The 13,024-nt window shown below is 74.4% G+C and carries 13 protein-coding genes and 1 pseudogene; 7 read left to right on the top strand and 7 right to left on the bottom strand.

From position 1 onward, the window contains the following. Positions 1-88: 88 nt before the first annotated feature. Together amrb99_RS51705 and amrb99_RS51700 are read left to right on the top strand one after the other, a co-directional pair. Positions 89-649: a cytochrome P450 gene (locus amrb99_RS51705; RefSeq protein WP_241756228.1), complete on the top strand. Its 561-nt coding sequence runs from the start codon at positions 89-91 to the stop codon at positions 647-649. After that, positions 616-1,254, top strand: a complete 639-nt coding sequence (locus tag amrb99_RS51700) for a cytochrome P450 (RefSeq protein ID WP_241756233.1) — start codon at positions 616-618, stop codon at positions 1,252-1,254. The genes amrb99_RS51705 and amrb99_RS51700 overlap by 34 nt, the downstream gene beginning before the upstream one ends. Positions 1,255-1,265: 11 nt before the next feature. Here the strand turns inward: amrb99_RS51700 and amrb99_RS35545 are convergent, their stop codons facing one another. Continuing rightward, positions 1,266-1,658 (bottom strand): nuclear transport factor 2 family protein, encoded by a 393-nt coding sequence (locus tag amrb99_RS35545; RefSeq protein WP_206700232.1) that lies wholly within the window; start codon positions 1,656-1,658, stop codon positions 1,266-1,268. 4 nt (positions 1,659-1,662) lie between these two features. Further along, on the bottom strand, positions 1,663-2,814 hold the full coding sequence (locus amrb99_RS35540; protein ID WP_190864600.1) for an MBL fold metallo-hydrolase: 1,152 nt from the start codon (positions 2,812-2,814) through the stop codon (positions 1,663-1,665). A 23-nt stretch (positions 2,815-2,837) separates the two neighbouring features. Between amrb99_RS35540 and amrb99_RS35535 the strand changes: the two are divergent. Next, positions 2,838-4,421: pseudogene (locus amrb99_RS35535) on the top strand (aldehyde dehydrogenase). Between the two features lie 71 nt (positions 4,422-4,492). Here amrb99_RS35535 and amrb99_RS35530 read toward each other — a convergent pair. Continuing rightward, on the bottom strand, positions 4,493-5,056 hold the full coding sequence (locus amrb99_RS35530) for a MarR family transcriptional regulator (RefSeq protein WP_190864598.1): 564 nt from the start codon (positions 5,054-5,056) through the stop codon (positions 4,493-4,495). A 212-nt stretch (positions 5,057-5,268) separates the two neighbouring features. Between amrb99_RS35530 and amrb99_RS35525 the strand changes: the two genes are divergently transcribed. Genes amrb99_RS35525 through amrb99_RS35510 form a run of 4 tightly spaced genes read left to right on the top strand, consistent with a single transcriptional unit; the run spans position 5,269 to position 9,304 of the window. Next, complete coding sequence (locus amrb99_RS35525; protein WP_190864596.1) at positions 5,269-6,354, top strand: ABC transporter substrate-binding protein; 1,086 nt, start codon at positions 5,269-5,271, stop codon at positions 6,352-6,354. Between the two features lie 3 nt (positions 6,355-6,357). After that, positions 6,358-7,140: an ABC transporter ATP-binding protein gene (locus amrb99_RS35520; RefSeq protein ID WP_190864594.1), complete on the top strand. Its 783-nt coding sequence runs from the start codon at positions 6,358-6,360 to the stop codon at positions 7,138-7,140. Further along, positions 7,137-8,063, top strand: coding sequence for an ABC transporter permease (locus tag amrb99_RS51695; RefSeq protein WP_190864592.1), 927 nt, complete (start codon positions 7,137-7,139; stop codon positions 8,061-8,063). Before amrb99_RS35520 ends, amrb99_RS51695 begins: the two co-directional genes overlap by 4 nt. Next, positions 8,060-9,304: an alcohol dehydrogenase catalytic domain-containing protein gene (locus amrb99_RS35510; RefSeq protein WP_206700231.1), complete on the top strand. Its 1,245-nt coding sequence runs from the start codon at positions 8,060-8,062 to the stop codon at positions 9,302-9,304. The genes amrb99_RS51695 and amrb99_RS35510 overlap by 4 nt, the downstream gene beginning before the upstream one ends. Before the next feature lie 155 nt (positions 9,305-9,459). Here amrb99_RS35510 and amrb99_RS35505 read toward each other — a convergent pair whose 3' ends face one another. The 4 genes from amrb99_RS35505 to amrb99_RS35490 all read right to left on the bottom strand — a co-directional run bounded on the left by amrb99_RS35505 (position 9,460) and on the right by amrb99_RS35490 (position 12,992). Beyond that, a complete protein-coding gene (locus amrb99_RS35505; RefSeq protein ID WP_190864590.1) occupies positions 9,460-9,972 on the bottom strand; it encodes a cupin domain-containing protein in 513 nt (170 codons plus the stop codon). Next, on the bottom strand, positions 9,969-10,778 hold the full coding sequence (locus amrb99_RS35500) for an alpha/beta fold hydrolase (RefSeq protein ID WP_190864587.1): 810 nt from the start codon (positions 10,776-10,778) through the stop codon (positions 9,969-9,971). Before amrb99_RS35500 ends, amrb99_RS35505 begins: the two co-directional genes overlap by 4 nt. Continuing rightward, positions 10,775-11,572 (bottom strand): aspartate dehydrogenase domain-containing protein, encoded by a 798-nt coding sequence (locus amrb99_RS35495; protein WP_190864640.1) that lies wholly within the window; start codon positions 11,570-11,572, stop codon positions 10,775-10,777. Before amrb99_RS35495 ends, amrb99_RS35500 begins: the two co-directional genes overlap by 4 nt. Before the next feature lie 115 nt (positions 11,573-11,687). Further along, on the bottom strand, positions 11,688-12,992 hold the full coding sequence (locus amrb99_RS35490) for an FAD-binding oxidoreductase (RefSeq protein ID WP_190864585.1): 1,305 nt from the start codon (positions 12,990-12,992) through the stop codon (positions 11,688-11,690). Between the last annotated feature and the right edge of the window lie 32 nt (positions 12,993-13,024).

The following is a 13,024-nucleotide window of genomic DNA, read 5'->3' as shown; positions in this document are numbered from 1 at the left end:
GAAACGGGGGATCCCAGCCGGGGGCGCCCCCGGAACCTATGATCGCCAGCGTGCGGCCGCCGGGCCGCGCGCGGCGAGCGGGAGTGCCATGAGCCATCCTCGGATCGACTTCGACCCGTTCGGCGAGCCCCGCCCGGCCGGGACCACCCACGCGATGCTGGACGAGCTCCGCGAGCGCTGCCCGGCCTTCCACAGCGGCGCCCGGCACGGGTTCTGGGTGCTGACCCGGTACGCCGACATCCTCGCCGCCTACCAGGACACCGCGTCGCACTCCAGCCGGGCCATCGCCGTCACCGACCCGGACCCGTCCTACCGGTGGATCCCGGTCATGCTGGACCCGCCCGAGCACACCACCTGGCGGCGGCTGCTGCGCCCGCTGTTCACCCCCGCCCGCGCCGCCGCGATGGAGGACGGCGTCCGACGGCGGTGCGGCGAACTGATCGACGCGCTGGCCGGCCGGGGGAGTGCGACTTCGTCACGGACTTCGCCCGCCGCTACCCGACGGCCGTCTTCCTGGAGTTCATGGGCCTCCCGGTCGACCGGCTGGAGGAGTTCCTGCGGTGGGAGTACGCGATCCTGCACGCGCCGCCGGCCGAGGGCGGGCGCGCCGAGGCCATGGGGAGCGTGGCGGCCCTCTTCAAGGAGCTGATCGCCGAGCGGCGGCGGGACCCGCGCGACGACGTCGTCAGCGCCGCGCTCGCGTTCGAGCCGGACGGCAGGCCCGTCACCGACGACGAGCTGCTGCAACTGTGCACCCTGCTGTTCCTGGCCGGGCTCGACACCGTCGCCGCGCAGCTGTCGTACTCGTTCTGGCACCTCGCCCGCCACGACGCCGACCGGGCCCGGATCACGGCGGATCCCGGCATCGTCCCGGACGCCGTCGAGGAACTGCTGCGCGCCTACTCCCTGGTGCTGCCCGCCCGCAAACGCGTCACGGACGCCGCGTCCCACGGCTGCCCCATGGGCGCGGGCGACATGGTCATGCTGCCGCTCGCGATGGCCAACCGCGATCCCCGCGCGTTCCCCGACCCGCGGACCGTCGACTTCGACCGCACGCCCAACCGGCACATCGCCTTCGGCGCCGGACCGCACCGCTGCCTCGGCTCGCACCTGGCCCGCCTGGAACTGCGCGTCGCCGTGGAGGAGTGGCACCGCCGCATCCCTCACTACCGCGTCCCCGACGGCGCCCGCCCCACCGAGCACGCCAGCCTCGTCCTGGGCCTGGACACCCTCCCCCTGGCCTGGGGCTCCTGACACGCCACCGCTCAGCGGGCGGGGCGGTACGGGTCCAGGCAGCGGCTCTGGGTCGGGTCCATGTACTCGTCCAGGCGGGTGATGCGGTCGTCCTTCACCGTCACGATGAAGCAGGCCCGCAGCGTCAGCTCCGTACCGTCCGGTACGACACCCCGCAGGACGTGCTGCTGGACGTACCCGTCGGGCGTGAGCCGGCGCCGGATCTCGGTGTACCGCATGTCGCGGAGGGTGGCGGTGAGCCAGCTCAGCACCCGCAGGTTCTCGTCCGGGCCGATCACCTTGTCGTCGGTGTTGTGCCAGATCTCCGCGTCCGGGGCGTAGAGGGACGTGCGGATGGCGTCCAGGTCCCCGGCCTCGACGGCGGCGATGAACTCGTCCGCGAGGCGCTCGATGGATCGTTCCACGACGTCAGCCCCGCTTTCGCGGCAGCGGGACGGTCACCAGGTCGTTCCCGACGACCACCGGCCCCCGGTACGACTTGCGGGCGCCCTGGTACCAGACGCGGTCCGGCACCATGCTCGGCTTCGCCGGGCCGAGATGGCTGAGGACGAGCTTCCCGGCGCCCGCCAGCCGCGCCACGTCCCCGACCTGGGTGACGTCGGTGTGCGCCTCCTTCAGGTGCTCGATGAACGCCTCGTTCTGGTTCTTGTCCTTGTAGTAGTCCACGCTGACGGCCTCGTGGACGAGGACGTCGCTGCCGTGCGCCAGCTCGATGATGTTCTCGTGGTAGCCGGTGTCGCCGGAGAAGGCGATCACGCCGTCCGGCGTCTCGCACCGGAACCCGAACGCGGGGAACACCAGGCCGTGCGCGCCGAGCGTCGCCTGCACGCGGATCCGGTCGTCCTCGAACACCGTGAACGGGCGGATGCGCGGGGCGCGGTCCTTCAGCGGGTCCGCGCCCGTCCGGGACACGTCGATCTCGGTGAGGTCCAGGATCGACTCCGGGTGGAGCGGCGTCGCCCCCTCCCGCCCGTAGATGTTGAACGTGTAGGCGTTCGCGGCGAGGCTGCCGTTGATCAGGTCCTTCAGGCCCGGCGTGGGGTCGTCCGGGTTGACGTTCGGGACGGGGCGCGGCCCCGCGAACGGCGGCCCCATCGCTCCGGCCGGGCCCGGCCCGAGCACCCGCACCGGCGGCACCAGCGCGTCACCGTCCGGGCTCGCCTGCGCTAGCATCAGGTAGTTGAACAGGTCGGCCGTGTGGTCGGCGTGCAGGTGCGTCACGAAGACGGCCCGCAGCGACTTCAGCGGCAGCCCCGCCCGCACGTACTGGCTGACGGACCCCCGCCCGGCGTCGAACAGGTACGTCCGGTCGCCGACCACCACCGCGCTGGAGATCCCGAACCGCTCCGCGATCGGCACCGGCCCGCCCGCCGTGCCGAGCAGCACCAGCCTCGTCCGCGCGTCCGACGGGCCGCGGTCGGGCCGCGCCGGCGCCGCGAGCGCCCGGCCCGGGGCGCCGACCGCGCCGAGGGCGGCCATCCCCGCCACCGCCGCCGATCCGATGACCGCCCGCCGCGACGGCCGTGCCGCCGCCGTCCCGTCCGCCTGCCCGTCGCACATGCCAGCTCCGATCCGTGCCGAGAATGAAGCTGACATTAGATTCAGAAAGAGTCCGGGCGCAATACCCCGGAAAAGCTGGGTTCTTGATATCTTTGCTCCAAGCTATCTACGGACAGGGGAGGGCCGAGGCGATGGACGCTGGCGGTGCGGACGAGATCCTGGTCGGCGGGGTCTGGCGGCGCGGGTCCGGGGCGGAGTTCGCCTCGCTCAGCCCCCTGGACGGGACGGTGATCGCCCGCCTGCACGGCGCGGACGCCGCCGACGTGGACGAGGCGGTGCGGGCCGGCGCCGCCGCGGCGGCCGACCCCGCCTGGCGCGACCTGCTGCCGCACGAGCGCGCCCGGTACCTCGTCCGGATCGCCGACGGGATCGCCGGCTCGGCCGAGCGGCTCGCGGCGCTCCAGACGCGCGACACCGGCAAGTCGATCAACGAGACCCGCGCGCTGGTGCACAGCGCGCAGGCCACGTTCCGCTACTTCGCGGCGGCGCTGGAGACGCTGGAGGGGGACCTCACGCCCTCGCGCGGGCCCTACCTGAGCATGAGCGTGCACGAGCCGATCGGCGTGGTCGGCGCCATCACCCCGTGGAACTCGCCGATCGCCAGCGACGCGCAGAAGATCGCCCCGGCGCTCGCGGCGGGCAACGCGGTCGTGCTGAAGCCGGCCGAGTGGACCCCGCTGGTGGCGCTCGCCCTCGGCCGGGTGGTCGAGGAGGCCGGGCTGCCGGCGGGCCTGCTGTCGGTCCTGCCCGGACCGGGCGGCGTCACCGGCGACGCGATCGTCCGGCACCCCGGCGTCGGCAAGGTGTCGTTCACCGGCGGCACCGCTACCGGGCGCGCCATCGGCGCGGCGGCCGCGGAGAAGATCATGCCGGTCTCGCTGGAGCTGGGCGGGAAGTCCCCGACGATCGTGTTCCCCGACGCCGACCTGGAGCGGACCATCGCGGGCCTGCTGTTCGGCGTCTTCTCCTCGTCCGGGCAGAGCTGCATCGCCGGCTCGCGCGTCTTCGTCCACTCCTCGGTGTACCGGCAGGTCGTGGACGAGCTCGTGGCGCGCGCCGGGCGGCTCCGCGTCGGGCCGGGGACCGACCCGGCGACGCAGGTCGCGCCGCTGGTGACGCACGCTCACCGGGACCGGGTCGCCGGGATGGTCGACCGGGCCCGCGCGGAAGGGGCGCGGGTGCTGTGCGGCGGGCGGGCGCCGGAGGGCGACGCGTGGTCGCGGGGCGCCTACTACCTGCCGACGGTCCTGGACGGGCTGCCGAACGGCTAGGCCACGTGCCAGGAGGAGATCTTCGGCCCCGTGCTCGCGGCGCTGCCGTTCGAGGACGAGGACGACCTGATCGCGCAGGCCAACGCCTCGGTGTACGGGCTGGCCTGCGGGATCTGGACGCGCGACTACCGGCGGGCCTGGCGCGTCGCCCGCCGGATCGAGGCGGGCACGGTCTGGATCAACACCTACAAGCAGTTCAGCATCTCGACGCCGTTCGGCGGCATGAAGGCCAGCGGGATCGGCCGCGAGAAGGGCCGCGAGGGGATCCTCGCCTACGCGCGGCAGAAGAGCGTCTACTGGGACCTGGCGGAGGAGCCGCTCCCCTGGGCCTCATGAGGAGCTGGGCCTCATGAGGAGCTGGGCCTCGTGAGGGGCAGGGCCTCGTGAGGAACGGCGCCTCCCGGACGTCAGACGGAGTTGCGGGACGAGCGGCGCGGGCGGCGCGGCGGGGCGACGGCACGGCCGGCGACGGCGGACTCGATGGACCGCTGCAGCAGGAGCAGGCCGTCGATGACCCGCGCGCGCTGCTCCGCCGTCAGCCCGGCGAGCAGGGTCTCCTCGTTCGCCAGGTGGCGGGCGAACACGTCGTCGATGAGGCCGAGGCCGACCTGCGTCAGCTCGGCGAACATCACCCGCCGGTCGTTCGGGTGGGGGCTGCGCCGGATGAGGCCCTGCCGTTCGAGCGCGTCCAGCCGGCCGGTCATCGCGCCGCTGGACAGCAGCGAGGACTCGGCGAGCTCGGAGGGCGTCTTGCGGTAGGGCGGGCCGCCGCGGCGCAGGTTGGCCAGCACGTCGAAGGACTTCGGCGTCAGGTCGTACGGGGCGAGGAACGCCTCGAGCTCCTGGCGGGAGAGTTCGGCGACGTGGCGGAGGCGGCCGAAGACGCCGATCGGCGAGGGGTCGAGGTCCGGACGCTCCCGGCGCCAGTCGTCCAATGCCTTCCCGACCGTGTCCGTTGCACCGTCGTCCATTGCACCGTCCGTGTGATGAGTGGGGCGGATCCGTGAGCCGTCCGAAACAATAGCGGAACCAAGATATCTTGACACAAGTAATTTAGGTCCCAGATACTTCGGGGCGAACCACCTGCCGCCGAGCCCCCGGCGGGACACCGCTCGGACGGCCGCGCACCGCCACGGACGGCCCCCAGCCCGCGCCGCCGAGCCAGCTTTCACACGAGGTCACGATGCACATAGCTTTCGCCGCGGTCCGCACGGCCCGCCGGAGCCGCCGGGGCCGCCGGGCCCTTTCCGGCGCCGCACTGGCGCTGACGGCGGCACTCGCCCTCTCGGCATGCGGGGACTCGAAGCCGGAGAAGGACGCCTCCGGACGCACGAAGGTCACCGTCCGCACCGACGTCTTCTACACCGGCGCCGTCCTGCCCCTCATCGTGGGCGTGCAGAAGGGCATCTACGCCAAGCACGGCCTCAACGTCACGCTCAACCCGGGGAAGGGGTCGGCGACCACCCTGCAGACGGTCGCCAACGGCTCGGACGACATCGGCTACGCCGACGCCGGCGCGCTGGTGCAGGCCGTCGGCAAGCACATGCCGGTGAAGATGGTCGCCGGGATGGTGCAGAAGTCGCCGCTGGCCGTCTTCGCCCGCAAGGACTCCGGCATCACCGGCGCCAAGGACCTGGCGGGCAAGACCGCCGGGTTCACCGCCGGCTCCGCGCCCGAGACGGTCTTCCCCGCGTTCGCCAAGGCCACCGGCCTCGACCCGGACTCGGTCAAGCTCAACAAGGTCGACGTGCCGACCCGCGACAGCCTGTTCGTCCAGGGCAAGACGCAGTTCACCTTCGGGCTCCTCAACGTCACCGAGCCGAACATGAAGGTCAAGTGCAAGTGCGACCTGACCGTCCTCGGCTACGCCGACTCCGGTCTCGACGTGCTCAGCTCCGGCATCGTCACCTCGAAGAAGTTCGCCGACGGCGACGCCGGCACGCTCCGCAAGTTCCTCGCCGCGACGGCCGAGGCGGTGCAGACGACCGACGCCGACACCGACGCGGCGGTGGAGTCCTTCTTCTCGTTCGTGAAGACGACCAGCCTCTCCAAGGAGGTCGTCAAGCAGCAGTGGCAGGCGTCCGCGAAGCTGCTCACCACCGACCGGACGAAGGGCCAGCCGTTCGGCTGCACCTCCGCCGACGACTGGAAGAGCACTATCCGGGTGATGGAGCAGTACGGCGGCGTCGACCCCGGCAAGATCACCCCGGCGGACGCCGCGAGCAACGCCTTCCTGTCCGGCTGCTCCGACGCGTTCGGAGGGAAGTAGCCGATGGCCGGCGCGACCGCCCCCTTCATCGAGTTCGACCGGTTCACCAAGTCCTTCGACGCGGTCACCGCGGTCAGCGAGATGTCCTTCGAGCTGGAGCGCGGCGAGTTCCTCGCCATCGTCGGGCCGAGCGGCTGCGGCAAGAGCACCCTGCTGATGGCCCTCGCCGGGCTGACCCAGCCGTCCACCGGCCAGGTGCGGGTGCAGGGCGAACCGGTCCTCAAGCCCTACACCGACCTCGGGTTCGTCTTCCAGGGCGCGGAGCTGCTGCCCTGGCGGACGGCGCTGCAGAACGTCCTGCTGCAGAGCGAGATCCGCCGCGCGCCCCGGCAGGAGGCCGAGCGGCGCGCCCGCGAACTGCTCGGGCAGGTCGGCCTCGGCGGGTTCGAGGACTCCTACCCCGACGAGCTGTCCGGCGGCATGCAGCAGCGCGTGGCGCTGTGCCGGGCGCTGCTGCACGACCCGCAGATCCTGGTGATGGACGAGCCGTTCGGCGCGCTCGACGCCCTCACCCGCGACCAGATCCAGATCGACCTGCAGCGGATGTGGATGGAGCGCCGCAAGACGGTCGTCTTCGTCACCCACAGCATCGACGAGGCCGTCTTCCTCGCCGACCGGGTGCTGGTGTTCTCGCCGCGCCCGGCCCGCATCGCCGCCGAGTTCCGGGTGCCGCTGGAGCGCCCGCGGCACCTGAGCGCGCGGACCGGCCGGGAGTTCGCCGACCTCGTCGGCGAGATCCGCGGCGTCTTCGAGAACCTCGGCGTCCTGAGGGAGGAGCCCAAGTGAGCGGCACGGTGCGGTCCAAGCACGCCCGAAAGAGGACAGGGCAGGGGCCGGGACCGGCGGGCGGCGGGGCGACGCCGCCCGCCCCGGAGCGGCCCGCCGCCCAGGTGCCGGCGGCCCGGCGTCCGGCGGGGAAGCGGTTCCTGGAGTCCCGGGCCGCCGACTGGGTCCTGCCGCTGATCCTGGTCGCGATCATCGTCGCGGTGTGGCAGGCCGTCTGCGCATCCGGGGCGGTGGAGGAGTACGTGCTCCCCGCGCCCGGCGACGTCGTGGGGAAGATGTTCGGCGACTTCGGCACGTTCGCCGACCAGTCCGTGCCGACCATCGTGGCGATCTTCGCCGGGTTCGCGCTGGCCGTGGTGGTCGCGCTGCCCATCGCGGTCGCCATGGTCTACAGCGGCGTCGCGCGGCGCGCGATCTACCCGCTGCTGATCATCGCGCAGGTGGTGCCGAAGGTGGCGATCGCGCCGCTGTTCATCATCTGGTTCGGCTTCGGCCAGCTGCCGAAGGTGCTGATGGTCGCGCTGATCTGCTTCTTCCCGGTGGTCATCGACTCGCTCGTCGGCTTCAAGGCGGCCCGCCCGGAGAGCCTGATGCTGGTCCGGTCGATGGGCGCGAGCCGCTGGCAGGCGTTCTGGAAGATCCGCTGGCCGTGGGCCCTGCCGAGCATCTTCGCGGGCGTCAAGGTCGGCATCACCCTCGCCGTCGTCGGCGCGGTGGTGGCCGAGTTCGTCGGCGCCGACAAGGGCCTCGGCGTCCTGCTCATCACCGCCCGCGGCGACATGGACAGCCTGACGGTGTTCGCCTCGATCGCCTGGCTGACGGTGATCGGGTTCGTGCTGTTCGTCCTCGTGGAGGTGCTGGAGCGGGTCCTGCTGCCGGGCAAGCGCGGCGGGCGCTCGCACGAGGCGTCGGGCTCGCTGTGACCGGCGCCGCTGTGACCGGCGCCGGACCGTCCGGCGGGGGAGCGTCCGGCGGGGGAGCGTCCCCGAACGGGACGCAGCGCGCCGTCGTGTACGCCGGGCCCGGACGCGCGGTGGTGGGCGAGGCGCCGATGCCCGCCCTGGAGACCCGGGCGGCGCCCGGCGTGCTGCCGCGCCGCTGCGACCACGGCGTGATCGTGCGGACGCTGGCGACCTGCGTCTGCGGGTCCGACCTGCACACGCTGCACGGGCCGGGCGCCGCCGAGGGCATGGTCCTCGGGCACGAGCTGACCGGCGTCGTCGTCGAGACGGGCCGGGACGTGGAGCGCGTCAGGGTCGGCGACGTGTGCTCGGTGCCGTTCAACGTCGCCTGCGGGCGGTGCGCGAACTGCCGGGCCGGGCGCACCGGGCACTGCCTGCGCACGAACCCGGCCCGGCCCGGAGCCACCTACGGGATGGGCGAAGGCTTCGGCGGATGGGCCGGCATGCAGGCCGAGTACGCGCTGGTCCCGTACGCGGACTTCAACCTGCACGTCTTCGCCGACGCCGACCGCGCCCGCGAGCGGCTGCTGGACGTCGCCATGATCGGCGACATCCTGCCCACCGGCTACCACGCGGCCCGCTCCGCCGGCGTCGGCCCCGGCTCCACCGTCTACGTCGCCGGGGCCGGGCCGGTCGGCCTCGCCTCGGCGGTCGCGTGCCGGATGCTCGGCGCCGCCGCCGTGATCGTCGGCGACCTCAACGCCGAGCGGCTCGCGCACGCCCGCGACGCCGGGTTCGCCGCCGCGGACCTGGCGTCCGGCGAACCGGCCGAGATCGTCGCCGAGACCGTCGGCGTCCCGTACGTGGACGCGGGCATCGACTGCGTCGGCGTCTCCGACGCGACGGTGGCGGCGGCCGGAGCGGACGGCCGGACCCCCGTCGCGGCGGCGCTCAACGACATCATCGGGGTGGTGCGCCACGGCGGCGCCATCTCCGTCGCGGGCGTGTACCCGGCGGGCGCCCCCGGTGCGCGGCCGCCCCTGGGCGTCTGGCTCGGCGGCATCTGGTCCAAGGCCATCACGGTCAGCTCCGGCGCGACGCCCGTCCGGCGCTACCAGGACGAGCTCGCCGCCGCCGTGCTGCTCGGCGGGGTGGGCATCGCGGACGCCGTCCGCGCCACCGCGGTCCCGCTGGAGCAGGGCGCCGACGCCTACGCGCAGTCCATGGCGGGGGCCGGGCGCAAGTTCGTCCTCGTCCCGTGAGGCGCTTGCACGCCGCATAACGCTCGACCACACGACGGCGCCGGGACCGACATCGGTCCCGGCGCCGTTCGTCGTTCTTCGATTGCGCGGCGGCCCTCTCCAAAGGAAAGGTCCCGGTCCCGGAGGGCTTCCGGGACCGGGACCTGCCCGGACGCTCAACCGCGCGTGACGCCGTGCATCGGGGAGGTCGGCGGGTAGGTCGGCAGCTGCGGCTTCTGCGTGCCGATGACCACGCAGAACAGCGCCTCGCCCTCGCCGACGTTGCGCAGGCTCCGCGGCACGCCCGCCGGGACCCGGATGAGGTCGCGGTAGCCGAGCACGCGGCTGGCCGTCCGGGTGCCGTCCTCGACGTCGTGCACGGAGACCTCCAGCTCGCCCTCCAGGACGAAGAAGACCTCCTCCACGTCGTGGTGGGTGTGCTCCGGGCCGACGCCGCCGACGGGGAGCCGCATGTTCGAGAACGTGAAGTGCTCGGACGGCAGGATCCGCGCGTCGGTCTCGTGGTTCCCCGTCGCGCCGGACCCGATGTAGCGGATCTGGGCGCGGCGGAACTCGTCCCCGGCCTTGGCCTGGAAGGCGAGCGTGTCCCAGTCCTCGTAGCGGCTCTCGCGGCTCGCGATGCAGGAGTCGATGAGCTGGTCCAGGTCGGTGGCGGTCTTCTCGGTCATGAAGGGTTCTCCTCTGCTTGTGAACGGGGAAGAAGGAAGTCGCGCACGGCGTCGGCGAACGCCTCGGGCCGCTCCTGGTGGGCCAGGTGGCCGGCCCCGGGGATCTCGGCGTACCGGGCACCGGGCACGGAGGCCGCGATTAGCCGGCTCTCCGCCGGCGGGCAGACCGCGTCGTGCTCGCCCACGAGCACGAGGGTCGGGGCGGTGATCCGGGCGAACGCGTCGCCGTGGTCGGTGGCGGCCATCGACTCGGCCGCGTGGCCGTAGCCGGGCAGGCGGATCGCGGCGGCCATGGCCTCGGCGACGCGCGCGACGTCCGCGGGCGATGCGCCCGGGGAGAGCAGCCGCGGCGCGCGGGCGCGGGCGAACTCCGCCGGGCCGCGCTCGGCCAGCTCGGCGGCGCGCGCCCGCATGGCCGCGGCCTTCGCGGGCGCGGTGCCGGAGCCGCGGGTGGAGTCGGCGAGGACGAGGGCGTCCAGCCGGTCCGGGTGGCGCAGCGCGAACCGGGTCGCGATCACCCCGCCCCAGGACGTGCCGAGGACGCTCGCGCGGGCGATCCCGAGGGCGTCGAGGACACCGGCGGCGGCGTCGGCGTAGCCGTCCGTGCCGGGGGCGCCGGGCGGGTCGTCGGACGCGGCGTAGCCGGGCGCGTCCCAGGCGATGAGGCGCAGCCGTCCGGCGAGCAGGCGGCTCAGCGCGCCGAATCCGGAGCCGCTGGAGCCGATGCCGTGCAGGCACAGGACGGGCGGCGCGTCGCCGCCCGCGTCGTGCACCGCGATGCCGCGGACCTTCGCGGGCCGGTTCACGCGACCCGCCACGCGACGCCGGGGACGAGGTCGGCCAGCGACCTCAGCACCGCGGGGGCGACGAGGCCGCTGGTCGCCGGGTTGCCGGGGTCGGGGAGGTTCGCGAGCTCGAAGCGGTACTCGCCCAGCGGCCCGGTGAACTCGACGACGTGCCTGGTCAGGCGGGTATCGGGGGCCGCGACGAGGCGGACGCGCACGGCCGCGCGGTCACCGGCGGCCAGCGCCAGCGTCGCCGCCACGTTGGCGTTGCGCGGGAAGCGCGCCGCGGCCTCGCGGGCGTCCCCGTCGAAGACGGTCACGGGGTCGTCCCCCGGGCGCAGCGACCGCAGCCGTTCCGCCGTCTCCTCGTCCATCCAGGGCTGGACCAGCGAGGCCGGCGCCTTGGACGAGGTGAGCCGGACGCTCGCCAGCGGCCCGGCGAGCGCCGCCGCGCGGACGACGTCGAGGCCGCCCAGCGCGCCCGGGCAGATCAGCAGCCGGCCGGAGCGCGCCGCGCCGGCGGGCCGGGTGAGCTCGCGGAAGAACGCCTCGTCGGCCAGCGCGCCGACGGACACCGCGAGCAGGTCGCGGCCGGCGGCGAGCACCGCCGGCCCGTGCTCGCGCAGCGCCCGCTGGCCCGCGGCCTCCACCACCACGTCGGCGGAGGCGAGCAGGTCCGGCAGGTCGCGCACGGCCGCCGGGGACGCGGTGCGCCCGCGCGTGAGGACGCCGCCGAGCACCGCTCCGGGGACCACGCCCCGGCGCAGCGCCTCCGCCACGTTCGACCCGATCGCGCCGTGCCCGAGGAGGCCCACGCGCAACACGGCACCGTGCCCTGCCGCCACACCCGCTCCAAATAGCTTGAGCCGAAAATACTTGGACTAAAGATATCTGGGAGCAAAGTGATCGCGCAAGCGGCCCGTCCCGCCGTCAGCCGCGGACGGGGAAGTTGCCGCGGAAGACGCCGTGCGGGTCGCGGGCGTCCTTGACGCGGCGCAGGCGGGCCAGGGCCTCCGGGGCGAAGGCGTCGGCGGCGGTCTCGGTGGGGTTGAGGAAGGTGAACGGCTTGCGGCCGCTCACCGGGAGGGCCTCGGCGAGCGCGCGCTGCCGGGCCGTGATCGCCCCGGCGGTGCGCGGGTCGGACGGGACGCCGAACATGTAGAGGGCGTACGGCTCGGCGAGCGCGCCGTGCGGGGAGTCGGACGGCCGGGCGAGCGCGCCGCCCAGATGCCGGACCTGGACGCTCAGCAGCGGCGCGATCGGGTCCGCGAGCAGGTCCTTCGCGGCGGCGTCGTCCAGGCGGGTCAGCAGCTCGGCGCGCGAGGAGCCCGCGCCGGGATCGGTGGGTTCGGCGGTGATCGCGCCGAGCTCGTCGGCCGCCATCGTCCGCCTGCCGTCGGAGAGCGGGCGGGGCGGCCGGTCGAGGGGGCTCAGCAGCTCGCGTGCCTCCGCCTCGCCGCCCAGATACGTGGCGTCGACCGCGACCAGGGGATCGCCGCCGGGGAAGTGCAGCAGGTCCAGCCACAGGGTCAGCTCGCCGGGCGCGCCGGCGGTGATCCCCCGGAAGGCGTCCAGCACCGCGGCGGCGTGCTCGGCCGCCCACACCATCCGGCCCCCGAACAGGCGCGGCGCCGGATGCAGCGCCAGTTCGAGGCCCGTGACGATCGCGAAGTCGCCGCCCGCGCCGCGCAGGGCCCAGAACAGGTCCGGGTCGCCGTCCGCGGTGACGTGCCGGGCGCGGCCGTCGGCGTCGACGACGTCCAGGGCGGTGACGGCGTCGGCGACCCAGCCGTGCGCGCGGCCGAACCAGCTCAGGCCGCCGCCGAGGGCGACGCCGGCGACGCTGACGACGGGGGAGCTGCCCGGCAGGCCGGTCAGCCCGTGCGCGGCGGCGGCGGCCTGCAACCGGCCGGACCGCACGCCCGCCCCGACGCGGGCGCGGCGGGCCGCGGGGTCGATCTCCACCGCGTCGAGGCGTCCGGTGCGCAGCAGGACCGTGCCCTCGGTGCGGCCGGTCGCGCCGTGCCCGCTCGGCTGCGTCGCGATGCTCAGCCCGGCCGAGCGGGCGTGCCGGACGAGCGCCGCGACGTCGTCGGCCCCGGCGGCCTCGACCACGGCCGCCACCGGCTGCTCGACGGCCAGGTTCCAGGGGCGGCGGGCGGCGTCGAAGCCGGCGTCGCCGGGCAGCAGGACCCGTCCGCGGACGGCGGACCGGAGGGCGTTCAGCGCGTTCATGGTGTTCCTTCCGTCGTGGCGGCGGGGGCCGG

It is taken from the genome of Actinomadura sp. RB99 (assembly GCF_014706005.1).
Lineage (GTDB): Bacteria > Actinomycetota > Actinomycetes > Streptosporangiales > Streptosporangiaceae > Spirillospora.
This window is presented reverse-complemented; position numbering and strand designations above follow the sequence as displayed.

Excerpts from the sequence above, each read along its gene's own strand:
- amrb99_RS35530 (WP_190864598.1), bottom strand. The coding sequence starts at position 5,056 with ATGGACGACGGTGCAACGGACACGGTCGGGAAGGCATTGGACGACTGG.
- amrb99_RS51700 (WP_241756233.1), top strand. The coding sequence starts at position 616 with ATGGGGAGCGTGGCGGCCCTCTTCAAGGAGCTGATCGCCGAGCGGCGG.
- amrb99_RS35525 (WP_190864596.1), top strand. The coding sequence starts at position 5,269 with ATGCACATAGCTTTCGCCGCGGTCCGCACGGCCCGCCGGAGCCGCCGG.
- amrb99_RS35520 (WP_190864594.1), top strand. The coding sequence starts at position 6,358 with ATGGCCGGCGCGACCGCCCCCTTCATCGAGTTCGACCGGTTCACCAAG.
- amrb99_RS35505 (WP_190864590.1), bottom strand. The coding sequence starts at position 9,972 with ATGACCGAGAAGACCGCCACCGACCTGGACCAGCTCATCGACTCCTGC.
- amrb99_RS51705 (WP_241756228.1), top strand. The coding sequence starts at position 89 with ATGAGCCATCCTCGGATCGACTTCGACCCGTTCGGCGAGCCCCGCCCG.
- amrb99_RS35540 (WP_190864600.1), bottom strand. The coding sequence starts at position 2,814 with ATGTGCGACGGGCAGGCGGACGGGACGGCGGCGGCACGGCCGTCGCGG.
- amrb99_RS35490 (WP_190864585.1), bottom strand. The coding sequence starts at position 12,992 with ATGAACGCGCTGAACGCCCTCCGGTCCGCCGTCCGCGGACGGGTCCTG.